The following is a 24,202-nucleotide window of genomic DNA, read 5'->3' as shown; positions in this document are numbered from 1 at the left end:
CCTCACTGGTCTACCTTCCTCGCGTCGGCGGCTTCGGATGAGCCTCTGATGCACCCCTGGTCCCCACCGGGCCACCGCCAACGATCCTCGACCTTCAAGGTCCAGCATGAGTTCTGCGGGGTCCGGTGGCCCAGGACCCTCGGACTGGCTACAGGGCTGTGCGCCATCGAGCGCCGATCAGTGAGGCACCGGCGGTGGGGTCCCGGGACCACCGGGTGGATCCCCACTGCTGCAACAGCGAGGAACCCAACATGAGTGTCACCGTTGAAGGCACCGCGGCGCGAGTCTGCGCGGGTGTCGATTGGGCCAAGGACGACCACGCGGTCTGCATCGTCGATGCCGACGGAGAGATCCTCGACCGTTTCACCGTCGAACACACCGCTGCCGGGCTGAAGCGGCTCATCAGTCGCCTTCTCGACGCCCACGTGAGCGAAGTCGGCATCGAACGCGGCGACGGGCCGGTCATCGAGGCCCTGCTGGCCGCCGGTCTGGTCGTGCTGGTGATCGCGCCGAACCAGCTGAAGAACCTGCGTGGACGCTACGGGTCGGCCGGCAAGAAGGACGACCGGTACGACGCCTACGTGCTGGCCGATGTGGTCCGCACCGATCGTCGTCGCCTCACTCCCCTGACGCGGTCCACGCCTGCGATGATCGCGCTGCGCAGCAGCGTGCGTGCCCGCCGTGATCTGGTCGAGCACCGCGTCGCGGCAGCCAACCAGCTCCGCGCCCACCTGCAGATCGTGCTGCCCGGGATCGTGGGCCTGTTCAGCGCCCTGGACTCCCAGACCAGCCTGGCGTTCCTCGAGCGTTTCAACACTCAGGCGAAGGTCGACTGGCTCACCCCGGCCCGGCTGGGCGCCTGGCTGGCCAAGGTCGGCTACTCCGGCAAGGTCCCACCACAGGTGTTGCATCAGCGCCTGGTCGCGGCCCCGCGTGGCACCACCGACGTTGATGCCGAGGCACACGCCGCGACCACGCTGGCGTTCGTGGCCGTGCTCCGCACCCTCAACGTCCAGATCGCTGCGCTGGCCGACGCGATCGCCGAGCAGTTCGAGGCCCACCCCGACGCCCACATCGTCAAGTCGCTGCCACGAGCCGGAACCCTGCGCGCCGCCCGACTGCTGGCCGAGATCGGCGACGCCCGCGGCCGGTTCCCCACCGCCGAATCCTTGGCCTGCCTGGCCGGCGTCGCACCCTCGACGCGCCAGTCCGGCAAAGCCAAGGCCGTCACCTTCCGCTGGTCGGCCGACCATCAACTCCGAGACGCCTTGTGCGACTTCGCCGGCGACTGCCGACGCGCCAACCCATGGGCCGAAGACCTCTACCAACGAGCCCGAGCCCGCGGCCACGACCACCCCCACGCCGTCCGCATCCTCGGGAGAGCCTGGGCAAACATCATCTGGCGCTGCTGGCAAGACGGCGTCGCCTACGACCCCGCCCGACACAACGCCCTGCAACGCGTCCTCAACGAACACACCGCCAAAGCCGCCTGACACGGCCGACGTTGACACAGGGCAACTCATGCCGGCACCACCTCGAGGACGGGCAGCCGGTCGATGCTGCGCACGGTGTTGTGCGGGACCCGCTGCGCGTCGGCGACGGTCAGGCTCTGCACCCGCCGGGACAGGGCGTCGATGATCGCGTGCGCCTCGAGCCGGGCCAGGCCCTGGCCGGCACACCCGTGCGGCCCGTAGCCGAAGGACAGGTGGTCGGCGGGGTTGCGCTCGACCAGGAACGCCTCGGGGTTGTCGTAATGGCGCGGGTCGTGGTTGCCGGCGCCGAACAGCAGCGCGACCTGGGCGCCCGCGGGCACGACCGCTCCGTCGATCTCGACGTCGCGTGTCGTCCGGCGCCCCCAGGCGTGGAGCGGCGCCCAGTACCGGAGGGCCTCGTTGAAGGCGGCGGGCACCAGCGCCGGGTCCTTGCGGACCAGCTCGAGCTGGTCCGGGTGGGCGGCGAACAGCGCCACGACGTTGCCGATCGCGGCGATGGTCGAGTCGACGCCGGCGCCCAGGTACTGGTGGATGATGTGCCCGGCCGAGCCGGGCGGGATGTCGCCGCGGGCCTCGGCGTCGAAGATGCCGCGGCCCACCGAGCCGGGCGCGAGGTCGTCGGCGGTGACGTTGGAGCACCAGCCGTAGAGCTCGCCGGCGATCGGGAAGCTCTCGGCCGTGCGCTGGTTGAGCGGGCCGATCACCTGCATCGCGGCCTGGCCCCAGCGCAGCATGTTGCCCCGGACCTCGCCGGTGAAGCCGATCAGGTCGGCGACGACCTCGAGCGGGAACGCCCGGGCCAATGCGTCGATCGCCTCGAACGACCCCTGTTCGACGAGGTCGGCCACCAGCGCGTCGGCCTTGGCGTCGATCTGGTCCTTGAGGCCGCGCAACGCCCGCGGGGTGAGGTTCTCGGTCAGCGCCGCGCGCAGCTGGGTGTGCACCGGCGGGTCGGAGGAGAGCGAGGTGCCGGTGAGCGCCTCGTTGACCATCGGGTTGAACCCGATCGCGCCGGCGGAGGAGAACGTCTCCCAGTCGCCGAGCGCCGAGCGGATGGCGTCGTACCGCGTCAACGCGTAGACGTCGTTGGTCGGCAGGTGCACGACGGCGCCGAGGTCGCGCAGCCGCGAGTACGTCGGGTAGGGGTCGACCAGGACGTCGTCGGCGAAGAGGTCGAGGTCGTCGGAGACGGGCGGGGTGGGGGAGGCAGGCATGCCGACCAGTGAAGGTCGTCACAATCGAATCCGTCCAACGCATAGAACGCATGATCTGGCATGCACCCGAGACAATATGACCTTTTACTTGACTGACTGTTGTCCGAGGTGACACCGTTCACAGCCTCGGGGGTGACGACGGTCACCCCTGCCCGATCCAGCTCGCGGTCGGCCGGTCGCTACGACCGGCCCGCTGTGACCGATCCCAGCCAGGGAGAGATACATGTCGATCGACAACCGGACGTCCCCGACGACGTCCCAGGCCCCCGCCGCCGGGGGTGCCCGGACGCCGGGCTACGCGGGCACGCTGGCAGCAGCCTTCGGTGCGGTCTTCGTCGCGCAGGTCGCCAATGCGCTGCCGGCCTCGCTCCTCGGGGAGTTCCAGCGGACGTTCAGCACCCAGGGCTCGCAGCTGACCTGGATCACCGCGGCCTTCATGGTCACCGTCGTCATCTTCGAGTTCACCTTCGGCATCCTCGGCGACCTGTTCGGCCGCAAGAAGCTGGTGGCGTCCGGTGCCGCGCTGATCGGCGTCGGGGCCGTGGTCTCGGCGACGGCGCCCAGCGTGCACGTGATGTGGCTCGGCGCGGCCGTGAACGGTCTCGGCGCGGGCGCCCTGTTCCCGGGCTCGCTCGCCCTGGTCGCCGCGGTGACGCACACCCCCGCGCAGCGGGCCCGGGCGATCGCGATCTGGGCCGGGTTCCTCTCCGCCGGTGCCGCCGTCTCGCCGCTGGTCGGCGGGGTGTTCGCGAACGCCAGCTCGTGGCGCGGGTCCTACTGGGTGCTCGCCCTCGCGGCCCTGGTCAGCGTGCTCGCGACCCTGGCGCTCTCCGCCGAGTCGACCGCCCCGGAGGGCCGTCGCCTCGACCTGCCGGGGCAGGTCACGTTCGCGGTCGGCATGTTCGCCCTGCTGTACGGCGCCGTCCAGGGGCCGGAGGACGGGTGGAGCCAGACGCACGTCGTCGCGGGCTTCGTCATCGGCGTGGTGTTCCTGGCGGCGTTCTTGATGATCGAGCGGCGCGCGGAGTCCCCGATCCTCAACCTCGACCTGTTCCGCAACCGGGCCTTCTCCGTGACCTCGGTCGTCACCGTCGTGGGCATGTTCAGCTTCCTGGGCATCTGCTTCTCGCTGAGCATGTGGATCGGCCCGGTCCAGCACCAGGAGCCGATGCGGGTCGCGATCGTGTTCTTCTTCCTCCAGGGCCCGGCGTTCGTGCTGATCCCCGTCGTCTCGCGGCTCCTGGCCCGGGTCAGCCCCACCTGGCTGATCACCGCCGGGTTCGCGCTGATGGGTCTCGGCGCCTTCGCGCTCACCGGGCTCGACGTCGCCGACCCCAGCCTGACCCCGATCATCTGGCCGGCACTGCTGGTCGGCATCGGCTTCGCGCTGACGGTCTCCTCGTTCACCGCGGTCGCGATGAACTCGGTTCCGCTCCACCTGGCCGGCATGGCCAGCGCGACCACGAACATGCTGCGCGACCTCGGCTTCGCGCTGGGTCCGGTGCTGGTCGGGGCCGTGGCGCTCAGCCGCGCCGGGGACGAGTTCCTGAAGGCGCTCCCGGGTGCCGGTCTGCCGCCGGAGGAGATGGGCCCGGCCATGGGCATCGGCCAAGAGGCCGGGCCGATCGCGATCAACAGCCTGCCCCCCGGCGTACCCGGTTCCGGCGCGCACGGGGTCGCGATGGAGGCGCTCGGCAGCGGGTTCACGCTGGCGCTCGCCGTGTGCGGGGTCGCCGCCCTCGCCGCGGCCCTGGTGACCGCGGTCGGCATGTTCCGGGTCAAGGCCGCCGATCCGGCGCCCGAGGCGCTGGTCGACCCGCTCCACCCCGACCTCGACGAGCTGCCGCCCGTCGAGCTCCACTGACGCCGTGGGCGGTGGACCGGGTCGACCCGGTCCACCGCCGGCGCGGGCCGGTGGGCCGGTCAGGTGGCCGGTCTGTGGGCGGCGGCGTCGTGGCCGGCGCCGTAGCTCCCGGAGATGACGTCGACGGTGAGGCTCTCCCCGACGGTGAGCAGCGAGCGCACGGGCGCGTCGTGGTCGGCGGGAAGGCCTGCCGCGGGCTCCCCGGTGAAGACGAAGCGCCGGTAGGTCCAGAAGCGGAACGCCGTGCCGAGGGCGAGGCCCACGACGTTCGCCGAGATGTTGTCGGCCAGGCGGCTGGTGAGGCCCAGCAGGTCATGGCTGACGATGAGGGCGGCGACCGAGATCGCCAGCCCGACGAGGTTGAACAGGACGAAGAGGGCGACCTCGTGCCTGCCGTCGCTCGCGCGGTCGCGCCAGGTCAGCATCCGGTTGCCGAGGTAGGTGACGACCATCGCGGCCGCCACCGCCAGGACCTTCGCGGCCGTCGGGTCGGTGCCGGCGAGGGCGGTGTGCCCGCGCAGCCAGTTGAACGCGAGGACGTCGACGACGTACCCGGCGCCGCCGACGGCCAGGAAGGTCGTCACCTCGCGGCTGGGGAGCAGGCGAGCCGCGCCCGCGAGACGGCTGCCGGCGGTGGTCATGGTGCGAGACTCGCGCCCGGGACCTGCCAGGGACCTGACTGTCCGGGCGGCCCGCCGTTCAGGATGATGGCAGGTACGCCGGGCCACGCTGTGCGCGCGGCGAAGGAGAGGTGACCCGATGCTGATCGGAGTGTGCGAGGACGACCCGTCGATCCGCCGGCTTCTGGGCGAGGCGCTGCGGTTCGCCGGACACGAGACCGTCATGGCGCACGACGGGGGCGAGGCGCTGCGGCGCTTCGGCGCCGACAGCGCCATCGACGTGATGGTGCTCGACATCGGCCTCCCGGACGCCGACGGCCGCGATGTCTGCCAGGCGCTGCGCTCGGCCGGCCAGAACGCGCCGGTCCTGTTCCTCACGGCGCTCGGGGCGACCCATGAACGGCTCGCCGGCTTCGGTGCCGGCGGCGACGACTACGTGGCGAAGCCGTTCGAGCTCAAGGAGCTGATCGCGCGCCTCGAGGCCCTCGGCCGGCGCGGGCGTCCGCCGCTGACGACGACGTCCGGTCTCGAGCTCGACCCGGCCCGGCACGCGGCCCGGACGGGCTCCGGCGAGGTGCTGCTGACGCCGACGGAGTTCCGGATGCTCGCGGCGATCACGTCGCGGCCCGACGAGGTGGTCCGCCGGCGTAGCGTGATCGCGGCAGCCTGGCCGGAGGGAGCCGTCGTGGCGGAGAACACCGTGGACTCGTTCATGCGCCGGATCCGGACCAAGCTCGAGTCCATCGAGTCGCCGGTGTCGATCGAGACGGTCCGCGGCGTGGGGTTCCGCCTCCGGTGAGCCGGCCGCGCCCGCTGCGGTCCTTCCGCGGGCAGATCGTGGTCCTGACCGCCGGCATCACCGCGGTCGCGATGGTGCTGCTGACCGTCGTGGTGCAGGTCGTGCTCGCGCGGATCAGCGACGGCGACGTCGACCGGGTGCTCCAAGACCGCGCCGAGGCCGTCATCAGCTCGGCGAGCGGATCGCCGGCCGGGCGGCTGGTCGTGCCGGACGCCCAGCTGGACGCCGGTGTCGCCGTCTACGACGGGCGGGGCTCTCTCGTCGCGGGTGCGCCGCCCGACGGCCTGGGTGGACCCTTCGCGGATCTCGGTGCGACGGACGCCCGGACGGTGCGGACCTACGGCGGGCAGGCCCGCGTCCTGGCCGAGCCGTTCACGACCAGCGGTGCGGCCGGGGTCGTGGTCGTGTCGGAGCGGCTGGCGCCGTACGAGGAGGCCGAACGGCTGGCCCTGATCGTGTCGCTCGTGACCGGCCTGCTGGCGACGGTCGCGGCGGCGGCGGTCGCGGCCTGGGCGACCCGGCGGGCGCTCGCGCCGGTCGCGGTCATGGCCGAGACCGCCGCCGAGTGGAGCGAGCACGACCTCAGCCGGCGCTTCGACCTGGGCGAGCCGGAGAACGAGCTCGGTGCACTCGCCGGCACGCTCGACCAGCTGCTCGAGAAGGTCGCCTCGGCGATCCGCTCCGAGCAGCGTCTGACCTCCGAGCTCGCGCACGAGCTCCGGACGCCGCTGACGACCGTCCAGGGCATGGCCGACCTGATCCTGCTCCGGGACACCCTGCCGGCCGAGGCGCGCGGCGACCTGGAGGAGATCGTCGCGGCCGGTCGGCGGATGGCGGCGACGATCACCACCCTGCTCGACCTGGCCCGCAACGAGGCCCAGGTGATGTCGGACGCGCACTCCTCGCTGCGCGAGGTGCTCGGGGACGTCGGCAGCCAGCTCGGCGCCGACCCCGAGCGGCTCGCCGTCGACGTCGCCGACCTCCGCCTCGGGGTCCCGCACCACCTCGCCGTCCGGGCGATCAGCCCGGTGGTCGAGAACGCGCTGCGGTTCGCCCGCACCCGGGTCCGGGTCGGTGCGGTCGCGGCCGCGGGCACCGTCGACGTCCGGGTCGACGACGACGGACCCGGGGTCGACCCCGGCGACGCGGAGCGCATCTTCGAGCCGGGCGCGACCTCGGCGCCGGGCTCGGGCGCCGGGCTCGGGCTGGCGATCGCGCGCCGGATCGCCCGGACGCTCGGTGGCGACGTGACGGTCGCGCCGGACGGCGGCGTCACGCGGTTCGTGGTCCGGCTCCCGCGCGGTTGACGGTCAGGACCGGACGGCGACGAGGTACGGCGAGCGCCCGGCGATCCGCGTCACCACGATGCTCGTCAGGGTCATCGCGAGCGCGATGCCGGCCAGCACCACCAGTTGGAACTCGGCGGCGCCGGCCGGGCCGGCGCCACCGAACAGGGCGCCGACGAACGCACCTGGGAGAGTGACCAGCCCGGTCGACTTGGTCTGGTCGAGCGTCGGCAGGAGCGACTCGCGCACCGACTCGCGGCCGATCTCCTCGTGCGCCCGCGCCGGGCTCGCGCCGAGCGAGAGCCACGCCTCGATCTCGTCGCGGCGCGCGGTCGCGCCGCGCAGGAAGTTGCGCCCCGCCAGGGTCGCGGCGCTCATCGCGTTGCCGATCACGATGCCGGCGACCGCGACGAGGTAGCGCACCTCCAGGTCGACGAGGCGCAGCGCGAAGACCAGGGTCAGCGTGAGCGCCGAGCCGGCGAGGACACCGAGCACGGCGGCCCGGCGTCCGTTCCAGAGCGCGTCCAGCCGCCGTACCGCGGTCCAGGAGGCCGTGGTCAGCATCAGCACCAGGAAGAGCGCGACCGTCCAGGGGACGGCGAGGATGCCGCGCAGCAGCAGGGCGACGACGCTGAGCTGGACGACCGCGCGGGCGAGCGCCCAGAGTGGGAACAGGCCCAGGCCCACGCCGGCCCACCGGGCCGACCCGATCGTGAGGGCGACCAGGGTGAGCAGACCGAGCCCGAAGCCCAGGTAGTGCCCGAGGTCGCCCACCCCAGCATTCTCTCCCAGGGTCTCCCGTGCTCAGTCGGTCGGCCCGGCCGGGACGACCGTGACCCGCGCGTCGAGGTGAGCCAGCCGGTGCTCGAGGTCCTGGTGCAGCCAGGTCGCGAGGTGGTGCTGCGGCAGCGGGGACAGCATGACCTCGTCGACCGGCTCGCTGTACACCGTCTCCTCCACGGCGTCCATCGGGTCGTGGCGCACCGACACCGACCCGATGACGGGTCCTCCGGCGGCCTCCTCGAGGAGCGGCAGCGCCCGCCGGAGGACCTGCTCGGCCTCGGCGGCCTTGTCGTGGCGCTCGGGATGGAGCAGGTGGAGCTCGGCGCGCGCCGGGTTCAGGACCACGAGCCGGAACTGCACGTCCCCGGTCTCGGCGCGTCTGCGGATGGCGGACAGCAGGGCCGGGGTCGGGTCGGCCCGGTCGGTCAGGACGAGGATGCGGTGGGTGCGGGTCTCCGGCATGACAGGGCCTTTCGTGAGAGGTGGTGGTTCAGAGCTCAGCAGGTTGCGAGCGCTCGGTGCGGTCCTTGTCGGTCACCGTCAGGTAGACGACGACGGCCAGGATCGTGCCGAGGAACAGCACGCTCGTGCCGAGCGTGCCGAGGCCCAGGCCTCCGTCGGAGCGCGGCGAGGCCAGGTAGTCGCCGATGTTGGCGCCGAGCGGCCGGGTGAGGATGTAGGCCAGCCAGAACGACAGCACCGGTCCGGCGCCCAGGCGCCAGGCCACCAGCACCGCGACGATGAGGCCCAGCGGCAGCATGATCGAGGCACCCGGCGACCAGCCGGTCAGCTCGAGAGTCCAGTCGCCGGTCGCCGTACCCAGCGCGAACGTGACCAGGACGGTGAGCCAGTAGAACGCCTCGCGGGGGACCGTGACGATCGAGTGGATCGACAGCGTCCGCTCGCGGGCGTACCAGACCCCGAACACGACCGCGAGCAGCACCGAGAACGCCGTCGTGCTCTCCCACAGCGGCACGCCGCGGGCATCGGTGAGGTTGTCGGTCAGCAGGGTTCCGACGACGCTGATCAGCACGACGGCCAGCCAGTAGACCGACGGGACGTAGCGGTTGAGCCGGAACTGCAGCACCATCGCGACGACGAGGGCGGCCGAGAAGGCCAGGGTGGTGTTGGTCAGGCCGAAGCCGAGGGTCTCGTTGATGTAGTCGGCGAAGCTCTCGCCGACCGTGGTGCACAGGATCTTGATGATCCAGAAGTACACCGTCACCTCGGGAACCTTGTTCAGCATCAGGCGGCCGCGGGTCTGGACTCGGGTGGTCGTGGGCATGGGCGCAAGCCTCGGCGACCGCTCCTGCCATCAACCTGACCGGACGACGCAGCCCGGCCGGCCGCGGCAGTACCGCCACCGCACTACGATCGGCCGGTGTCTCCGGTCGCTCGCTTCACCCACGACGGGATCCTCGACGCCGCCGCGGAGATCGTGCTGCTGAAGGGCTCGGCGCTGACGATCGGCGACGTCGCCGACCGGCTCGGGGCGCCGAGCGGCTCGATCTACCACCGCTTCCCCTCGAGGGACGAGCTCCTCGTCCGGCTCTGGCTCCGGAGCGTGCACCGCTTCCACGAGGACTACCTCGAGGCCGGCGAGCACCCGGACCCGGAGCAGGCCATCGTCGACATGGCGCTCTGCGTCGCCACGTTCACGCGGCGGCACCGGGCCGAGGCGGCCGCGATGACCCTGTTCCGGCAGTCCCGACTGGTCGAGACGGCGCCCGAGGCCTGCCAGGAGGAGGTCCGGACCGTGAACGACGGCGTGCGGTCCCGGCACCGCCGGCTGGCGTTCGCCCGGTACGGGTCCCGGGCGCAGCGGTACCTGACCTTGGTGCGCGTGGCCGCGATCGAGAGCCCCTACGGCCTGGTCCGGCCCTACGTGTGGGAGCGGGTCCCGTCCTGGATGGACCCGGTGATCGAGTCGAGCTCGCGTGCCATCCTGGCGCTCGGCGATGGCTGAGCGGCGTCACGCACCGGCCGGGACGCGGGCCTCGGCCGGCAGCCTCCGGCGCGAGGACAGCCGGCCGGCCACGGCCAACGTCGTCAGGCCCCAGAGGAGCCAGCTGCCGTAGACCAGCACGGCCAGGGTCGGCCCCTCGTCCGCGGGGTGGGTGACGGTGGCGTTCAGGCCGCCGACCCCGAGGCTGACCAGCGCGAGCCCGGCAGCGGCCGCCGCCGGGTGCGCGAACGGCGGGGCGTCGGTCCGCCACCAGCGGAGCGCGACCAGGGTCGCCGCCGTACCGAGTCCGACGAGCAGGACGGGTGCGACGTACTCTGCGTCGACCCGGTGCTCGAGACCCCGCGGAGCGAGCCACGTGCTGCCCAGGACCCAGGAGGTCTTGACGGCCGGGTAGACGAGCGCGACCGCGACGCCGAGGAGCGCGACCCAGGCCGGGGTCTCCCACGGACGATCGTCGGTGGTCCGCAGGGGTCGGCACCATCGCCACAGCAGCAGCAGCGTGACCGTGGCGCTCCCCGACACCAGCGCGCCACGGACGTCGACCGGCATCGGGATGGCCCCCGTCGCGCGCAGGACGTGGAACACGGTGGCAGCGCACGAGGGCAGCAGGAGCACGGTCGCGACGACGCTCAGGCTCCTGCGCGATCGCCCGGCCAGCACGGTCAGGAGAGTCGCGAGGCCGCCGGCCAGTGGCCCCCAGGACGGTCCGATCCGGTCGACGTAGTCCGCCGACCCCACGGCGACCTGCCCCGCGCCGGCGAGGATCGTGAGGCCGGCCGCGACCGCGGTCGCCCGCCTCTCCGGGAGGGTGTTGTCGAAAATTCTAGAGATCACTCTCTAGAGAGTAGCCGCTAGACATGCTCGGTTGCAGGTTCGCCGCTGGCAGCCGTGGTATCGAGCCCGTCCCGACGCAGTCGTTCCCGGCCCCACTCGCCGAGGGGTCCCAGAGCGCGGTTCAGGGACGCGCCGGCGTCGGTCAGCGAGTACTCGACCTTGGGTGGCACCTCGGCGTAGACCCGGCGTTGGACGAGCCCGTCGGCCTCCATCTCGCGCAGGTGCTGGGCGAGCATCTTCTCGCTGACGCCGGGGATCCCTCGGCGCAACTCGGCGAACCGGCGGACGCCGTGGGCGTGCAGCTCCCACAGGACCAGGCCCTTCCACTTGCCGCTCACGACATCGAGCGCGGCATCGATCCCGCAGACGTACGGTCCGGACCTCGGTCGCTTGGCCATGGCTGTCCCTTGCTGACGAAATGGTGGGTACCCCAGTAAATAGTGCGTACTTCCGACAGAGGCCGGTCGTTGTCCAGCCTTGCGGCATGACAACGACACCCGCAACTCCGCACGCACCGGCCGGCGTCACCATGCTCGGCGCCGGCGCGATGGGCACCGCGCTCGCCACCCGCCTCCTCCGCGCCGGGCACCCGGTCACCGTGTGGAACCGGACGCCGGGGCGCAGCGCCGCGCTGGTCGACGCCGGCGCAGCCGAGGCCGCCACGGTCGCGGAGGCGGTGACCCATCACGACCTGGTCGTGGCCTGCCTGTTCCGGTTCCCGTCCGTGCTCGAGACCCTCGACCCGGTCGTGGCACAGCTCCGTGGCCGGACCCTGGTCAACCTCACCACCACCACCCCGGGCGAGGCGCGCGAGCTCGCGTCGTGGGCCGAGGCGCACGACGTCGAGTACCTGGACGGCGCCGTCCTGGCGGTCCCGGAGATGATCGGCAGCCGGGAGGCGCAGATCTTCTACAGCGGCTCGCGTGCCGCCTACGGCGCGCACGAGGGCCTGCTCGCCACCTGGGGCACCAGCACGTTCGAGGGCACGGACGCAGGCATGGCATCGCTCGTCGACCTCGCGATGCTGTCCGCGATGTACCAGATGTTCGCGGGCTTCTTCCACGGCGCGGCGATGGTGGGCTCCGAGGGCATGCCGGCCGCGGAGTTCGCGGCCCGGACCTCCCCGTTCATCAGCGCGATGGCGGGCGCGTTCGCCCACTACGCCCAGGTCATCGACGGTGGGGACTACACCGTCCCCGGGCAGCAGAGCCTGGAGTTCTCCGACCTCTCCCACATCGTGCGTGCCAGTGACGAGCAGGGCGTGAACGCGTCGACGCTCGCGGCCGTCCAGGCGCTCGTCGCCCGGCAGGTCGCGGCCGGCCACGGGAAGGAGGGGCTGGCCCGGGTCTACGAGAGCCTGCGTCCCCGGTGGTGATCAGCCCCGCGTGACCCCGGCCAGGCGCGGTGACTCGAGCGCGGCGAGGTGATTGCCGATGATCCAGCCGAACCCGAACGCCGAGAGCAGGCCGTTGCCCGAGGAGTACCCGCCCGACGACGGCCCGGCGAGGCCGCAGGCGGTGCCGCCGCCGGCGTACAGGCCGGGCACCGGCTCGCCGCCGGCGTCGAGGACCCGGCCGGTGGTGTCGACCACGACGCCGCCCTGGGTGGCGAGCACGCCGTGCGTCACCCAGGCGAGGTGGTACGGCGCGGCCAGGCGCCGGCGGCCCGGGATCGGCTCGAGCGCCTCGGCCGCGGCCGTCTCGCCGACGCCCAGCGCCTCGGCGAGCGAGCCGAGGTCGGCCAGGTCGCGGATCGCTCCGGCGGCCAGGCAGTCGCGCATCATCTCCGAGTGCCGGGTCGCGGCCATCGCCTCGGCGTCCCACACCATCGCGGCCCGCTCGCCCGGCTGGGCGCGCAGCACGGCGGCCATCGAGGAGTAGCCGTGGGCCTCCTCGTCGACGAAGCGCCGGCCGTCGGTGCCGACGAGCACCGCGCCGTTGAACTGCAGCGCGGGGGAGACCCGGGTGCCGTGGCCGACGACGACCAGACCGCTGCGCAGACACGCCCCCATGTTGCGGAACGTCGCTCCCAGGTCGGTGAGCCACGGGATCGCGGACCCGGTGGCGGTCGAGACCCCGCCGTAGAACGGATCGCCGAGGTCGTTGCAGTGCTCGGCCATCAGCTGCGGGGAGGCGGCGAAGCCGTCGGTGGCGAGCACGACCGCCCCGGCCCGGACCCGCTGCCGGGCACCGTTCTGCTCGACGACGAGGCCGGTGACGGCGCCGTCCTCGACGACCAGGTCGACGGCCGGCGCCTCGTCGACGAACGCGACGTTGGGCAGCGCCTCGAGGGCCGCGCGGAGGTGCGCCATCAGCCGGCCGCCGCCGAGGCGACCGACGTCGGTGTGCAGCCGCGGCACCGACATGCCGGCCCGAGGCATGTCGACGCCGATCTCGACCGGGTAGCCGAGCTCGTCCGCGATCCACTCGACGAGGGCGGGGGCGACCGCGCACAGGGCGCGCACGACGTGCGCCCACTCGTGGTCGCCGCTCGCGGCGAGGATGTCGGAGGCGTGCTGCTCGGGGGAGTCCACGATCCCGGCCTCGCGCTGGAAGCGGGTCCCGCCGGCGGCCAGGCTGCCGCTGGAGATCGCGGCGTTGCAGCCCTCGCGGGCCGACCGCTCGAAGACCGCGACGACGAGGTCGGGGTCCTGCGCGGCCCGCAGCGCCGCCATCACCCCGCACGCCCCACCGCCCGCGACCGCGACGTCCACCTCGAGGTCCCAGTGCGTGCTCATCCGAGCACCTCCGGGAGCCCGTAGAACTTCCTGGCCGCATCGACCGCGTCGCGGGCCGGCTGCGAGGAGTGGAACCCCACGCGCGTGGGGTGCAGCCCGGACGCGGCGTGCTGTGCGGCGCGCAGCTCGGCCACCCGCACGCAGGTGCCGAGCGAGTCGAGCACCGGCACGTCGCCGACCCGGTGCACGCCCTGGTCGGCGAGGAACACGTTCAGCGGGCCCTCGCCCGGCACGATCACGTTCGCCCCCTCGGCGATCGCGCGGCGGGCGGCGTCGGTGAAGGCAGCGACCAGCGGCGCGGGGTCGGCGTACGCCGCCATCACGTCGGTGAAGCCCTTCGCCACCTGCACGATCGGGCCGACCAGCGACTCCAGCCGGTAGTGCTGGACGTTGCGGCGCAGCTGCGGGGTGAGCGCCGCGATGAAGTTCACGATGCCGACCCGGTCGCCGAGCATCCCCGCCATCAGCAGCGAGGTGTGGCCGAACGCGACGACGGGGATGTCGACCAGCGAGCGCACCTCCTCGTAGGCCGTGTCGGGGATCGTGGCGATCAGGAACGCGTCGTAGCCCTCGTCCTGCGCGCGCAGCGCCGCGTGCACGAACTGCTCCTTGTGCAGGCCGGCGAGGTAGGCGTGGCCGATGTGGGTGCCGGGGTACGCCGACGGGTAGGTGCCCGGCCTCATGCCGTGCAGGTCGATGGTCGTGCCGGGTGCCGCCTGCGAGGACAGGTGCCGGGCCAGCGCGTCGCGGTAGTGCGGCACGTCGTCGAGCACGGTGAAGCTCTGGTGCCAGATCCTCATCCGCGCACCCCGCTCGTGGCGGCCTCGCGGCCCGCGATCCGGCCGAACGTCGCGCCCCGCAGCACCGAGGTCGAGCCGGTGTAGTTGGAGTAGTAGAGCCCGGTCAGCTCGCCGGCGGCGTACAGGCCGGGGACGGCGCGGCCGTCGCGGTCGACGACCTCGGCGGCCGCCGAGGTCTTGAGCCCGCCGAACGTGAACACGTTGGCGGCCATGATCGGGTAGGCCTCGAACGGCCCGTCGGTGATCGGTCGGGCCCAGTGGGACTTGGCCGGGACCAGCCCGGTCGTGGCCAGCCCGTCGGGTGCCCGGTGGTCGAAGCCGGCGGGGTCGGGGCAGGCGGCGTTGTACGCCGCGACCGTGCGCTCGAGCGTGTCCGCGGGCACCCCGATGCGCCCGGCCAGCTCGGCGAGCGTCGCGCCGGTGACCGCGGGCTTGTCGGTGCGGATGCCGGCCCGGAGGTTCGGCACCGCGAGGCCCTGCTGGTCGAGCACGACCCACGCGACGCCGCGCTCCTGGGCCTGGATGTCGCGGGTGGTGCGCTCGTACCACGCGTCGACCGGCCCGCGGGCCTCGTCGACGAACCGCTCGCCGGCGGCGTTGACCAGCACCCCGTGCGGGAAGCAGAAGATCGCGGCCTCGGGCTCGCCCGAGCGGGGGTCGACCGGCTCGGCGTGGAACAGCGAGAAGTTGCCGGCGGTGGCGGCGCCGACGGCCAGTGCCATCTCCAGGCCCTCGCCCTTGTTGTAGCCGCCGCCGCGGGCCACCGGCCTCGTGGTGAGGGCCCGGCCCCCGTGGTAGCGGGCCATCAGCTCGGCGTTGCCCTGGTAGCCGCCGCTGGCGAGCACGACGCGGCCCCGCAGCTCGACGGTGCCGCGCGGCGTCCGGGCGGCGATGCCGGCGACGCCGCCGTCGGCGTCGACGACCAGCGACCGGGCGGTGGTCTCGAAGTGGAACTCCACCCCGAGGCCGCGCGCGGCCTTGCCCATGGTCTCGACGATCGCGAGGCCGCCGCCGACGGGTGCCATCCGGGTCGTCGAGGTGGTGAGGAACGGCGTGGGCAGCACGTCGAACCGCATGCCGTGCCCGGTCATCCAGGCCAGCGTCCCCGGCGCCTCGGCGGCCAGCTCGGCGACGTAGTCGGGGTCGACGAGGTGGTGGGAGCGGTAGAGCGCGGACCGGCGGTCGGGGTTGACCGCGGCCTCGTTCGTCACGCTCGGGTCGGGGTGGCCCATGAAGTCGTCGACCAGGGTGTCCTCGAGCCCGTCGGCGGTCTCCTCGAGCGAGCGCATCCGCAGGAACGCCTCGGTGTAGCGGGTGTTGCCGCCGGTCTCGGCCTCGGTCGCCCGGTCGACGAGCGCGACCCGGGCGCCGTGCTCTGCGGCCGAGCAGGCAGCGGTCAGGCCGGCGACGCCGCCGCCGACCACCACGACGTCGTACTCGAAGACGTCGGTGCTCATGCCAGGGCTCCCAGCATGTCGGCCGAGGAGGTGACGGTCGCGAACAGCGGCAGCATGTTCTGCACGGAGAACTCGTGGAAGTCCGGCCGGAACGACGCGCACATGTCCTCGACCACCGTGACCTGCAGGCCGGCGTCGCTGGCGTGCCGGGCCGCGGACTCCACGACCAGGTTGGTCGCGACGCCGCCCAGGACGACCTCGGTGACGCCTTCGGCGGCCAGCACGTGCAGCAGCGGCGTGCCGACGAACGGGTCGACGCAGCCCTTGTCGACGACCGGCTCGCCCGGCAGCGGCGCGACGGCCTTCACGATCTGGGCCTCGGGGGAGTCGGCGAGCATCGCGCGCTGGTCGGGGTAGGCGTCGAAGCGGGCCAGCCGGTTGGTGCGCAGCACGTACGTCGGGTCGAAGGCGAGCCGCACGTGCACGACCAGCCAGCCGGCGGCGCGGGCCGCGTCGAGCACCCGCTCGGCGGTGGCGAGCACGTCGCGCTCGGCGACCTGGGCGGCGAGCGGGGGCATCCGCAGGTGCGGGCCCTCCTCGCAGAGCGCGACCTGGTAGTCGAGGAGCAGCAGGGCCTTGCGGGAGTCGGTCATGGGGTTCCTTCGTGTGTGGATGGGGGTCACCAGGCCGACCAGCCGCCGTCGACGTACACGACCTGACCGGTCAGGTACGACGAGGCGGGCGAGGCCAGCAGGAGCAGGGGACCGGCGAGGTCCTGGTCGGGGTCGCCGAGGCGGCCGAGCATGGTGCGCTGGGCGAACCACCCGAGCCGCTCCGGGTCGGCGCCCAGCGGGGCGGTCATCTTGGTGGGGTAGAACACCCCGGGGGCCAGGCAGTTCACGGTCACGCCGTGCGGGCCGAGCTCGGCCGCCAGCGCGCGGGTCACGTTGAGGACGCCCGCCTTGGAGGCGTAGTACGCCGACTCCGGCACCGGGCCGACGCGCTCGGCGTAGACCGTGGTGAGGTTGACGATCCGGCCGCTCCCGGCCGCGGCCATCACCCGTCCGGCGGCCCGGTCGACCAGCCAGGTGCCGGTGAGGTTGACCCGGACCACGCGGTCGAACTCCTCCAGCGTGGTCTCGTCGTACGCCTTGCGGAGCATCAGCCCGGCGGCGTTGACGAGCACGTCGAGGCGCCCGTGGTCGGCCAGCACCCGGTCGACCAGCGCGTCGACCGAGGCCTCGTCGGTGACGTCGACGGCGTGGTCGACGTCGGCGGGGTCGAGGTCGGCGGTGACGACGGTCGCGCCCTGGCCGGCCAGCGCGCGGGCGGCCCGCTCGCCCAGGCCACCGGTCGCGGCGCCCACGACGAGCGCGACCTGGCCGGTGAGGTCGAACGGGCTCACCATGCGAGCTCACTCTCCTCGGCGGCCGCGTGGGCGCCGGCGAGGCGGCCGAAGATGCCGGACTTCCCGATCGAGGTGCCGGTCATGTAGCCGGCGCCGTGGAAGCCGCCGACCACCTCGCCCGTGGCGTACAGCCGCTCGATGGGCTCGCCGTACACGTCCAGCACGCGCATCCGGGTGTCGACCGTCAGCCCGCAGTACGTCGCGAGCACGACCGTGCCGGAGGGATGGGCGTAGAACGGAGGCTGCTCGAGAGGGAGCAGGTCGCCGACGCTGCTGGAGAGCGCGCGGCGACCGAGGGCGTCGGGCTCGCCGGCGGCGATGCGGCGGTTGTAGTCCTCGACGGTCGCGACCAGGGTTCCCTCGGGCAGCCCGATCTCGGCCTCGAGGCCGGCGACGGTGTCGGCGCGCAGCAGCATGCCGGCGCGGTCCCGCCCGGCGAACTCGTAGATCGGCACCTCGTCGTTGCTCGCGGCCATCACCTGCGCGTCGAAGACCTGCCAGGTCGTGACGCCCGGCTGGGCGAGCGCGGCGTCGCCGATCTCCTTGTAGGGCAGCGACTCGTCGACGAAGCGGTGCCCCTCGCGGTTGACCGCGATCGCGCCCTTGTAGACCGCGAGGATGCCGGTGCCGTCCTCGTCGGGGTGCGGGTGGTGGTAGATCCCGTAGGTGCCCTTGACGTACGGCGTGTCCACGACGCCGGCGCCGAGCTGCCACGCCATCAGCAGCCCGTCGCCGGTGCAGCCGGGCCCGCCGGCGCGCAGGGCGTGCTCCATCTGGGGGGCGAACCGCGCGAGCAGCTCGGGTGCCTGCGAGAAGCCACCGGTGGCGACCACGACCGCGTCGGCCTCGATGCGGTGCGGTCCGTCGGGACCGGCGACCTCGACCCCGACCACCCGGCCGTCCTCGCGCAGCAGGCGCCGCGCGGGCGTGTCCATGACCAGCCGGGCGCCGAGCCGGCCGGCCGCCTTGAGCAGCATCGTCAGCATCGCGGTGGTGTCGGTGGGGTGGGAGCGGGGTGCCGACTGGCCGGACGCGGCGTGCACCTCGCCGTACCGGACTCCGTGTGCCTTCAGCCACCGGTAGGTGTCGAGCTGGTGGGCGCAGTAGAGGTCGACCAGCGCCTCGTCGTTGCGGTGCTTGCCGGTCTCGAGCAGGTCCTTGCGGAGCAGTTCGGTGGAGTCGGCGATGCCCTGGGCGGCCTGCTCGTCGGTTCCGGCGTACGCCGAGAGGCCGGCCGACCGCACGGTCGAGCCGCCGATCGCCTCGGTCTTCTCCAGCAGCACGGCGTACTGCCCCGCCTCGGCGGCGGCCAGCAGTGCGGCGCACCCGGCCAGCCCCGAGCCCAGCACCAGCACGCCGACCCGGTCGGGGAGCTCGGTCTCGTAGGGCAGCCCCGGGATCACTCCGCACCCCGTCGGTCGGCTCCGGGCCTGTCGTAGTAGGCCTCGGCGGCCGCGAACTCCGGCAGGTGGAACAGCTGCTGCCGCTCCGGCCAGGTGGCCATCCGGTCCGCGCGGGAGGCGGTCTCGCCGCTGGCGGCGAGATGGGCCAGCGCGTCGCGGCCGGCGCTCAGCATCGAGCGCATCAGGTAGTTCGCGAACAGGGCCACGTCGAAGCCGAGCGCAGAGTACTCCCGTATCGGGAGCTCGGGGGTCTTGCCGCCCTCGACGACGTTGACGACCAGCGGCACGCCGGAGAGCTCCTTGCCCACCCGGGCGAGCTCGTCGACGGTGCGGGGCGCCTCGACGAACAGTACGTCGGCACCGGCCTCGACGTAGGCGTGGCCGCGCTCGATGGCGGCGTCCAGGCTCTCGGCGCTCCGGGCGTCGGTGCGCGCGACGAGGACGAGCGCGTCGTCGGTGCGGGCCTCGAGCGCGGCGGTGATCTTCGCCTGCATGTGCGCGGTGGGGATCAGCCGGTGGTCGTCGAAGTGGCCGCAGCGCTTGGGCATCTCCTGGTCCTCCAGCTGCAGCGCGGCCGCGCCGGCGCGCTCGAGCAGCCGGACCGTGCGCATCGTCGCGAGCGGGCCGCCGTAGCCGGTGTCGGCGTCGACGACGACGGGGAGCCTGGTCGACTCGGTCAGCCGGGACACGTGGTCGACGACCTCGCCGAGCGAGATCAGGCCGAGGTCGGGGACGCCGTACTGCGCGTTGGCGAGGCCGGCGCCGGTCGCATAGACGGCGCCGAACCCCGCCTGCTCGGCCAGGCGTGCACCGAGGGCGTCGGTGACGCCGGGGAGGACGAGCGGGCCGGCCGCCGCGAGGGCGGCGCGCAGCGCGAGCCGGCGCTCGTGGGCGCTCGGCATCCGGCCGACGCCGGTGAGGGCGTCGGCCCAGCTGCCGGGACCGGGCAGGGACGTGGCGGGCTGCGTGGACAAGGGGGAGGACCTCCGTGGCTCGTGTCCGAGCAGGCTGACACCGCAGGCGCCGGGAGACCTCGGGGGACGGTCCGCCAGGCGGCACGGCGGAGGAGTGCCGGACGCCACCTCGCGGGTTTGATCAGGACACCACCGCTGAGATCGAGCAGGGAGAGCACCGATGAGCGTCGAGCTGACCGAAGAGCACACGAGCCGCTTCGTCCAGACCAAGTCCTGGAAGCTGCACTACAACGAGGCCGGCGAGGGCCACCCCGTGATCCTGCTGCACGGCAGCGGCGCGGGCGCCACCGGCTGGAGCAACTTCCGGCCCAACCTCGGTCCGCTCTCGGAGCGGTTCCGGGCGATCGCCTGGGACGCCCCGGGCTGGGGCATGTCCGACTCCGCCCCCTCCGACCAGTACGACCACCCCGAGGCCGTCATCGAGCTGATGGACGAGCTGGGCATCGAGAAGGCCGCGCTCGTCGGCAACTCGATGGGCGGCATGATCGCGCTCGCCGTCGCCGCCCGGCACCCCGAGCGGGTCTCGCACCTGATCACCATGGGCCCCGGCAGCTTCCTGGACCTGCCCACGATGTTCGGCCCCGGCGACGGCCCGAGCGAGGGCCTCAAGATCCTCTTCGAGGGCTACCGCAACCCCACGCCCGAGGTGATGAAGAAGCTCGTCGACATCATGGCGTTCTCCCCGGAGTTCGCCACCGACGAGCTCGCCAAGCTGCGCTCCGACGCCGCGCTCGCCCGGCCCGACCACCTCGAGAACTTCCTCAAGGGCATGGCCGCCGGTCGCGGCCCGGTGTCGAGCCCGGCCACGCCCGCGGAGGTCCGGTCGATCACCGCCCCGGCGCTGCTCATCCACGGCCGCGACGACCGCGTCGTGCACTTCGAGCACTCGATGCGCCTGGTGTCGATGATCGACGACTCGCGCCTCGTCCTGCTCAACCGCTGCGGCCACTGGGCGCAGATCGAGCACGCCGACGAGTTCAACCGGCTCGTCGCCGACTTCGTCGAGAACAACTGAGGGGGCGTCATGCGCGCTGAGATGCACGAGGTGCTGAGCCGGGTCGAGGAGGCCGCCGAGGTCTTCCGGTCCACGGCCGCCGAGAGCGAGGAGCTGGGCCGGCTGAGCGACGTCGGGGCCAAGCAGCTGCGCGAGAGCGGCGTGGTCCGGATGCTGCAGCCGAAGGAGTACGGCGGCTACGAGGCGCACCCGGTCGACTTCTTCGAGACCGTCCTCGCGGTCGGGTCGCGGTGCGGCTCGGCCGGGTGGGTCGCCGGCGTGGTCGGCGTCCACCCGTGGCAGCTCGGCCAGTGGGACAAGCGGCTCCAGGAGGAGCTGTGGGGCGAGGACCCCGACACGTGGATCGCCTCGCCGTACGCCCCGATCGGGCGGGCCCGCAAGGTCGAGGGCGGCTACCGGTTCAGCGGCCGCTGGCCGTTCTCCTCCGGCACCGACCACTGCGACTGGATCATCCTCGGCGGCCTGATGGTCGACGACGACGGCAACGTCGCCGACCCGACGCCGTGGAACTTCGTGCTGCCGCGTGCGGACTACGAGATCCACCACGACTCCTGGGACGTGCTGGGCCTGCGTGGCTCCGGCAGCAAGGACGTGTCGGTGCGCGACGCGTTCGTCCCGGACTACCGGGTCAACAAGCCGACGAACTTCGAGGACGGCTACCAGGCCGGCCTCGTCGGCCGGGACGCGGTCACCTATCAGGTGCCGTTCGGGACGATCTTCCCCGCCGCCATCAACTGCGCGACGCTCGCGATGGCCGAGGGTGCGCTGGCCGCGTTCGTCGACTACACCCGGCAGCGGGTGACCGGCCGGGGTCCTGCAGCGGTCTCGGACCCGGTGCAGCTGATCGCGCTGGGCGAGGCGGCCGCCGACATCCACGCCAGCCGGGTGCAGTTCCTCGACGACTGGTTGCGGCTCGTCGACGTCGTCGAGGCCGGTGACCTGATCACCCGTGAGCAGCGGATCGCCCTGCGCCGCAACGGCGTGCGCGCTGTGCGCCGCTCGGTCGACGCCGTCGACCGGCTGTTCATGAACGCCGGTGGCGGCGCGCTGCAGCACCGGCAGCCGCTGCAGCGGTTCTGGCGCGACCTGCACGCGGGCATGAACCACATGTGCAACGTGGCCCACCCGCTCTACCAGGCCTACGGGCACGACCTGTTCGGCCTTGAGGTAGAACCCTTCGGGTGGTGACCGGACGGGCGGGTACGTCGCACGCGCGGGCCGGGACCGAGCCCGGCTCCGCTGACGTGCCCGCCGGGGCCTACCACGTGCTCGGTGTCGTGTTCCTCGCGACGGTGGTCATCTCGCTGAGCTCCACGATGCTCACGATCGCGCTGCCGAGCATCGCCGCCGACCTCGACGCGAGCGCGTCCGGCACCGGCTGGGCGCTGACGGCGTACCTCCTCACGAACACCGCGTCGATGCTGCTCATGGGTCAGGTCGCCGACGCCGCCGACCCGCGCCGGATGTTCCTGGCCGGGCTCGCCGTGTTCACGGTCACCAGCACCGGCCTGGCGGTGGCGGGTGGCGTGGCCGAGATGGTGGCGCTGCGGGCGCTCCAGGGCGTGGGCGCCGCGATGCTGCTGTGCAACGCCGTCTCGGTGCTGGTCACGGTGTTCCCCGGCCGGCTGCTCGGCCGGGCCATGGGCGTCTATCTCGCCGGGTTCTCGATCGCCCAGGTGGCGGGGCCCGGAGCCGGCGGCCTGGTCGCCGCCACGGTGGGGTGGCGCTACCTGTTCCTGTGCTGCGTGCCGATCTGCCTGGTCGCGCTCGCCTGGGCGCACCGGGCGCTCGGCCGGCTCCCGGAGCGCCCGCGTCGGCCGCTGCGCATCGACGTGCCGGGCAACCTCGTCGCGGCCGTGCTGCTCGTCCTGCTGATCGGCGCGATCACGCTGGCGCCCGACCGCGGCTGGTCCGACCCGTGGGTGCTCGGCGGCCTCGCCGCCGGCTGCCTGCTCGTCCCGGTGCTGTGGCGGGTGCTGCAGCGCGCCGCGGACCCCGTCCTCGACCCGGGGCTGCTGCGCGACCCGGTCTTCGCCCGCGGCCTGCTCGCCGGGTTCCTGGTCTCCTCGCCCCGACTCGGGATCATGGTGGCCGGTGCCCTCTACTTCCAGGGCCTGCGCGGCGCGAGCGCGCTGGGGGCCGCCGGGCACGTCACGGTCGCCGCCGCCGGCCTCACCGTCGGCGCCCTGCTCGCCGACGTCCTCGCCCGGCGGTATGGCGCGCGCCGGGTCAGCCTGGCCGCGGCGGCGGTCTCCGTCGCCGGGCTGCTGGCGCTGGTGCGCGTCGTCGGCGGAACGAGCGGGGCCGCGGACACCTGGTTCACCGCCGGGCTGCTGCTGGTCGGGCTCGGCACCGGCGTCTTCCACCCGATCAACGTCAGTGGGCTGATGCGCGGGGTGCCGGCCGACCGGGCGGGGTCGGTCAACGCGGTCCGGGTGACGCTGCAGTCCACCAGCCTCGCGCTCGCCTCGGCGGCCTCGGTGGCGCTGGCGGTCGCGTTCGTCGGGCCGGCCGCGGCGCAGTCGTTCGTCTCCGGCGACCCGGCGTCGCTCAGCCCGGCCGACGTCGACGGCATCGTGCTCGGCCACCAGGTGCTGTTCGGCATGTTCGCGGCGCTGGTCGTCGCGGGCGCGGCCGTCACCTGCGTGCGGGCCCGGCCGGCTCCGGTGGGCGGCTCCGACGGCCCATTTGGGTGATCGGGCCGCCGGCGTCAGTCGCGGTAGTCGCGCGCGATCGCGTCGGCGGTGCGGCGCACGTCGGCGGCCGCGGTCATCGGGTTGAAGCGGGTCGCGGGACCGGAGACGGAGACCGCGGCCACCGCCCGCCCGTCGCGGCCCAGGACGGGCGCGGCGGCACAGACCAGGCCGAGCTGGATCTCCTCGCGGTCGAAGGCGACACCCTCGGCGCGGATGCGGGACAGCTCCTTGAGGAAGCGGGCCGGGTCGGCCACCGAGTAGCGGGTCCGGCGGACCAGGCCGCCCTCGAGCACGGTGCGGATCGCGTCGCGGCCGCTGAAGGCCAGCATCGCCTTGCCCAGCGCCGAGCAGCCGGCGGGCATCCGTCCGCCGACGGTGCTCTCGACCTGGACCGAGTCGTGCCCGTGGATCTTCTCCAGGTAGACCACCTCGGTGCCCTCGAGCACGGCCAGGTTGACCAGCCGCTGGGTCTTGACCACCAGGACCCCCAGGTGCGGTGCGGCGGTCTCACGCAGGCCGTCGGGCCGGCAGAGCGGCACGCTGTTGCCCAGCTCGAACAGGTGGCGGCCCAGGCAGTAGTCGCGGCCGATCCGCTCGACGTACCCGCCCTGCTCCAGGTGGGTCAGCAGCCGGAACGCCGTGGACTTCGGCACCCCCGCCCGGCGGGCGATCTCGCTGACGCCGAGCGTCGGCCCGGCGCCGCGGAACGCGTCGAGCAGCTGCAGCGCCTTCATCACCGACGGCATGACGGCGGGCGTCGCCGGGGTGGCGGACGCGTCGTCCTGGCGGACCGGGGTCTCGGGCATCAGCGTGCTGGTCATGCGTCCTCCTGGCGAGCGGCCTGTGACCGCGGTCACGGGGGTGTGGTGCGGATCACTGTAGTGATCGATACAGAGAATTCCAATAGTTGACA

At 73.3% G+C, this 24,202-nt stretch carries 24 protein-coding genes; 9 read left to right on the top strand and 15 right to left on the bottom strand.

Annotated elements, in window-relative coordinates:
• The first annotated feature begins 251 nt into the window (after positions 1 to 251).
• On the top strand, positions 252 to 1,493 hold the full coding sequence (locus QQZ14_RS12055; protein WP_284534551.1) for an IS110 family transposase: 1,242 nt from the start codon (positions 252 to 254) through the stop codon (positions 1,491 to 1,493).
• A gap of 26 nt (positions 1,494 to 1,519) precedes the next feature.
• On the opposite strand, the gene QQZ14_RS12050 is transcribed toward QQZ14_RS12055, so the two are convergent.
• Positions 1,520 to 2,707: a cytochrome P450 gene (locus tag QQZ14_RS12050; RefSeq protein WP_284534550.1), complete on the bottom strand. Its 1,188-nt coding sequence runs from the start codon at positions 2,705 to 2,707 to the stop codon at positions 1,520 to 1,522.
• A gap of 223 nt (positions 2,708 to 2,930) precedes the next feature.
• Between QQZ14_RS12050 and QQZ14_RS12045 the strand changes: the two genes are divergently transcribed.
• Positions 2,931 to 4,571, top strand: coding sequence for an MFS transporter (locus QQZ14_RS12045; RefSeq protein ID WP_284534549.1), 1,641 nt, complete (start codon positions 2,931 to 2,933; stop codon positions 4,569 to 4,571).
• 59 nt (positions 4,572 to 4,630) lie between these two features.
• Here the strand turns inward: QQZ14_RS12045 and QQZ14_RS12040 are convergent, their stop codons facing one another.
• Positions 4,631 to 5,212: a GtrA family protein gene (locus QQZ14_RS12040; RefSeq protein WP_284534548.1), complete on the bottom strand. Its 582-nt coding sequence runs from the start codon at positions 5,210 to 5,212 to the stop codon at positions 4,631 to 4,633.
• A 118-nt stretch (positions 5,213 to 5,330) separates the two neighbouring features.
• Here QQZ14_RS12040 and QQZ14_RS12035 point away from each other — a divergent pair, with 118 nt between their 5' ends.
• Together QQZ14_RS12035 and QQZ14_RS12030 are read left to right on the top strand one after the other, a co-directional pair.
• Positions 5,331 to 5,990: a response regulator transcription factor gene (locus QQZ14_RS12035; RefSeq protein WP_284534547.1), complete on the top strand. Its 660-nt coding sequence runs from the start codon at positions 5,331 to 5,333 to the stop codon at positions 5,988 to 5,990.
• Entirely contained in the window at positions 5,987 to 7,297 is a 1,311-nt protein-coding gene (locus tag QQZ14_RS12030) for a HAMP domain-containing sensor histidine kinase (RefSeq protein WP_284534546.1), read from the top strand. The genes QQZ14_RS12035 and QQZ14_RS12030 overlap by 4 nt, the downstream gene beginning before the upstream one ends.
• Positions 7,298 to 7,300: 3 nt before the next feature.
• Here QQZ14_RS12030 and QQZ14_RS12025 read toward each other — a convergent pair whose 3' ends face one another.
• Genes QQZ14_RS12025 through QQZ14_RS12015 form a run of 3 tightly spaced genes read right to left on the bottom strand, consistent with a single transcriptional unit; the run spans position 7,301 to position 9,344 of the window.
• A complete protein-coding gene (locus QQZ14_RS12025; RefSeq protein ID WP_284534545.1) occupies positions 7,301 to 8,050 on the bottom strand; it encodes an ABC transporter permease in 750 nt (249 codons plus the stop codon).
• Positions 8,051 to 8,080: 30 nt separating this feature from the next.
• A complete protein-coding gene (locus tag QQZ14_RS12020; protein ID WP_284534544.1) occupies positions 8,081 to 8,521 on the bottom strand; it encodes a hypothetical protein in 441 nt (146 codons plus the stop codon).
• Positions 8,522 to 8,549: 28 nt separating this feature from the next.
• Entirely contained in the window at positions 8,550 to 9,344 is a 795-nt protein-coding gene (locus tag QQZ14_RS12015) for a COG4705 family protein (RefSeq protein ID WP_284534543.1), read from the bottom strand.
• A 96-nt stretch (positions 9,345 to 9,440) separates the two neighbouring features.
• Between QQZ14_RS12015 and QQZ14_RS12010 the strand changes: the two genes are divergently transcribed.
• The gene (locus QQZ14_RS12010; RefSeq protein WP_284534542.1) at positions 9,441 to 10,025 is read left to right on the top strand and encodes a TetR/AcrR family transcriptional regulator; all 585 of its coding nucleotides are present in this window, start codon (positions 9,441 to 9,443) and stop codon (positions 10,023 to 10,025) included.
• Positions 10,026 to 10,031: 6 nt separating this feature from the next.
• Here the strand turns inward: QQZ14_RS12010 and QQZ14_RS12005 are convergent, their stop codons facing one another.
• Both QQZ14_RS12005 and QQZ14_RS12000 read right to left on the bottom strand, forming a co-directional pair.
• The gene (locus QQZ14_RS12005; RefSeq protein ID WP_284534541.1) at positions 10,032 to 10,859 is read right to left on the bottom strand and encodes a hypothetical protein; all 828 of its coding nucleotides are present in this window, start codon (positions 10,857 to 10,859) and stop codon (positions 10,032 to 10,034) included.
• Between the two features lie 17 nt (positions 10,860 to 10,876).
• Positions 10,877 to 11,257, bottom strand: coding sequence for a winged helix-turn-helix transcriptional regulator (locus tag QQZ14_RS12000; RefSeq protein WP_284534540.1), 381 nt, complete (start codon positions 11,255 to 11,257; stop codon positions 10,877 to 10,879).
• An 86-nt stretch (positions 11,258 to 11,343) separates the two neighbouring features.
• On the opposite strand from QQZ14_RS12000, the gene QQZ14_RS11995 reads away from it, so the two are divergent.
• The gene (locus QQZ14_RS11995) at positions 11,344 to 12,234 is read left to right on the top strand and encodes an NAD(P)-dependent oxidoreductase (RefSeq protein ID WP_284534539.1); all 891 of its coding nucleotides are present in this window, start codon (positions 11,344 to 11,346) and stop codon (positions 12,232 to 12,234) included.
• Here the strand turns inward: QQZ14_RS11995 and QQZ14_RS11990 are convergent, their stop codons facing one another.
• Genes QQZ14_RS11990 through QQZ14_RS11960 form a run of 7 tightly spaced genes read right to left on the bottom strand, consistent with a single transcriptional unit; the run spans position 12,235 to position 19,578 of the window.
• Positions 12,235 to 13,596 (bottom strand): FAD-dependent oxidoreductase, encoded by a 1,362-nt coding sequence (locus tag QQZ14_RS11990; RefSeq protein WP_284534538.1) that lies wholly within the window; start codon positions 13,594 to 13,596, stop codon positions 12,235 to 12,237.
• On the bottom strand, positions 13,593 to 14,396 hold the full coding sequence (locus QQZ14_RS11985) for an aspartate/glutamate racemase family protein (protein ID WP_284534537.1): 804 nt from the start codon (positions 14,394 to 14,396) through the stop codon (positions 13,593 to 13,595). The genes QQZ14_RS11990 and QQZ14_RS11985 overlap by 4 nt, the downstream gene beginning before the upstream one ends.
• Positions 14,393 to 15,853: an FAD-dependent oxidoreductase gene (locus tag QQZ14_RS11980; protein ID WP_284534536.1), complete on the bottom strand. Its 1,461-nt coding sequence runs from the start codon at positions 15,851 to 15,853 to the stop codon at positions 14,393 to 14,395. The genes QQZ14_RS11985 and QQZ14_RS11980 overlap by 4 nt, the downstream gene beginning before the upstream one ends.
• Positions 15,850 to 16,446, bottom strand: a complete 597-nt coding sequence (locus QQZ14_RS11975; RefSeq protein ID WP_284534535.1) for a cysteine hydrolase family protein — start codon at positions 16,444 to 16,446, stop codon at positions 15,850 to 15,852. The genes QQZ14_RS11980 and QQZ14_RS11975 overlap by 4 nt, the downstream gene beginning before the upstream one ends.
• A 26-nt stretch (positions 16,447 to 16,472) precedes the next feature.
• Complete coding sequence (locus QQZ14_RS11970; RefSeq protein ID WP_284534534.1) at positions 16,473 to 17,201, bottom strand: SDR family NAD(P)-dependent oxidoreductase; 729 nt, start codon at positions 17,199 to 17,201, stop codon at positions 16,473 to 16,475.
• Positions 17,195 to 18,604 (bottom strand): FAD-dependent oxidoreductase, encoded by a 1,410-nt coding sequence (locus tag QQZ14_RS11965; RefSeq protein WP_284534533.1) that lies wholly within the window; start codon positions 18,602 to 18,604, stop codon positions 17,195 to 17,197. The genes QQZ14_RS11970 and QQZ14_RS11965 overlap by 7 nt, the downstream gene beginning before the upstream one ends.
• Positions 18,601 to 19,578: an isocitrate lyase/PEP mutase family protein gene (locus QQZ14_RS11960; protein WP_284534532.1), complete on the bottom strand. Its 978-nt coding sequence runs from the start codon at positions 19,576 to 19,578 to the stop codon at positions 18,601 to 18,603. Before QQZ14_RS11960 ends, QQZ14_RS11965 begins: the two co-directional genes overlap by 4 nt.
• Positions 19,579 to 19,738: 160 nt before the next feature.
• On the opposite strand from QQZ14_RS11960, the gene QQZ14_RS11955 reads away from it, so the two are divergent.
• The 3 genes from QQZ14_RS11955 to QQZ14_RS11945 are packed head-to-tail and all read left to right on the top strand — an operon-like array spanning position 19,739 to position 23,289.
• A complete protein-coding gene (locus QQZ14_RS11955; RefSeq protein ID WP_284534531.1) occupies positions 19,739 to 20,593 on the top strand; it encodes an alpha/beta fold hydrolase in 855 nt (284 codons plus the stop codon).
• A gap of 9 nt (positions 20,594 to 20,602) precedes the next feature.
• Positions 20,603 to 21,781 carry a hydroxylase gene (locus QQZ14_RS11950; protein WP_284534530.1) on the top strand — a complete coding sequence of 393 codons (1,179 nt, stop codon included), beginning with the start codon at positions 20,603 to 20,605 and terminating at the stop codon, positions 21,779 to 21,781.
• A complete protein-coding gene (locus tag QQZ14_RS11945; RefSeq protein WP_284534529.1) occupies positions 21,778 to 23,289 on the top strand; it encodes an MFS transporter in 1,512 nt (503 codons plus the stop codon). The genes QQZ14_RS11950 and QQZ14_RS11945 overlap by 4 nt, the downstream gene beginning before the upstream one ends.
• A 14-nt stretch (positions 23,290 to 23,303) precedes the next feature.
• On the opposite strand, the gene QQZ14_RS11940 is transcribed toward QQZ14_RS11945, so the two are convergent.
• Positions 23,304 to 24,110, bottom strand: a complete 807-nt coding sequence (locus tag QQZ14_RS11940) for an IclR family transcriptional regulator (protein WP_284534528.1) — start codon at positions 24,108 to 24,110, stop codon at positions 23,304 to 23,306.
• Between the last annotated feature and the right edge of the window lie 92 nt (positions 24,111 to 24,202).

The sequence above is a fragment of the Nocardioides sp. T2.26MG-1 genome (assembly GCF_950101795.1).
Taxonomy (GTDB): Bacteria; Actinomycetota; Actinomycetes; order Propionibacteriales; family Nocardioidaceae; genus Nocardioides.
This window is presented reverse-complemented; position numbering and strand designations above follow the sequence as displayed.

What these genes read in the sequence shown, in the direction of transcription:
- QQZ14_RS12055 (WP_284534551.1), top strand. Translation starts at nt 252, where the DNA reads ATGAGTGTCACCGTTGAAGGCACCGCGGCGCGAGTCTGCGCGGGTGTC.
- QQZ14_RS12050 (WP_284534550.1), bottom strand. Translation starts at nt 2,707, where the DNA reads ATGCCTGCCTCCCCCACCCCGCCCGTCTCCGACGACCTCGACCTCTTC.
- QQZ14_RS12045 (WP_284534549.1), top strand. Translation starts at nt 2,931, where the DNA reads ATGTCGATCGACAACCGGACGTCCCCGACGACGTCCCAGGCCCCCGCC.
- QQZ14_RS12040 (WP_284534548.1), bottom strand. Translation starts at nt 5,212, where the DNA reads ATGACCACCGCCGGCAGCCGTCTCGCGGGCGCGGCTCGCCTGCTCCCC.
- QQZ14_RS12035 (WP_284534547.1), top strand. Translation starts at nt 5,331, where the DNA reads ATGCTGATCGGAGTGTGCGAGGACGACCCGTCGATCCGCCGGCTTCTG.
- QQZ14_RS12020 (WP_284534544.1), bottom strand. Translation starts at nt 8,521, where the DNA reads ATGCCGGAGACCCGCACCCACCGCATCCTCGTCCTGACCGACCGGGCC.
- QQZ14_RS12015 (WP_284534543.1), bottom strand. Translation starts at nt 9,344, where the DNA reads ATGCCCACGACCACCCGAGTCCAGACCCGCGGCCGCCTGATGCTGAAC.
- QQZ14_RS12000 (WP_284534540.1), bottom strand. Translation starts at nt 11,257, where the DNA reads ATGGCCAAGCGACCGAGGTCCGGACCGTACGTCTGCGGGATCGATGCC.
- QQZ14_RS11995 (WP_284534539.1), top strand. Translation starts at nt 11,344, where the DNA reads ATGACAACGACACCCGCAACTCCGCACGCACCGGCCGGCGTCACCATG.
- QQZ14_RS11990 (WP_284534538.1), bottom strand. Translation starts at nt 13,596, where the DNA reads ATGAGCACGCACTGGGACCTCGAGGTGGACGTCGCGGTCGCGGGCGGT.
- QQZ14_RS11985 (WP_284534537.1), bottom strand. Translation starts at nt 14,396, where the DNA reads ATGAGGATCTGGCACCAGAGCTTCACCGTGCTCGACGACGTGCCGCAC.
- QQZ14_RS11980 (WP_284534536.1), bottom strand. Translation starts at nt 15,853, where the DNA reads ATGAGCACCGACGTCTTCGAGTACGACGTCGTGGTGGTCGGCGGCGGC.
- QQZ14_RS11975 (WP_284534535.1), bottom strand. Translation starts at nt 16,446, where the DNA reads ATGACCGACTCCCGCAAGGCCCTGCTGCTCCTCGACTACCAGGTCGCG.
- QQZ14_RS11970 (WP_284534534.1), bottom strand. Translation starts at nt 17,201, where the DNA reads ATGGTGAGCCCGTTCGACCTCACCGGCCAGGTCGCGCTCGTCGTGGGC.
- QQZ14_RS11955 (WP_284534531.1), top strand. Translation starts at nt 19,739, where the DNA reads ATGAGCGTCGAGCTGACCGAAGAGCACACGAGCCGCTTCGTCCAGACC.
- QQZ14_RS11950 (WP_284534530.1), top strand. Translation starts at nt 20,603, where the DNA reads ATGCGCGCTGAGATGCACGAGGTGCTGAGCCGGGTCGAGGAGGCCGCC.
- QQZ14_RS11940 (WP_284534528.1), bottom strand. Translation starts at nt 24,110, where the DNA reads ATGACCAGCACGCTGATGCCCGAGACCCCGGTCCGCCAGGACGACGCG.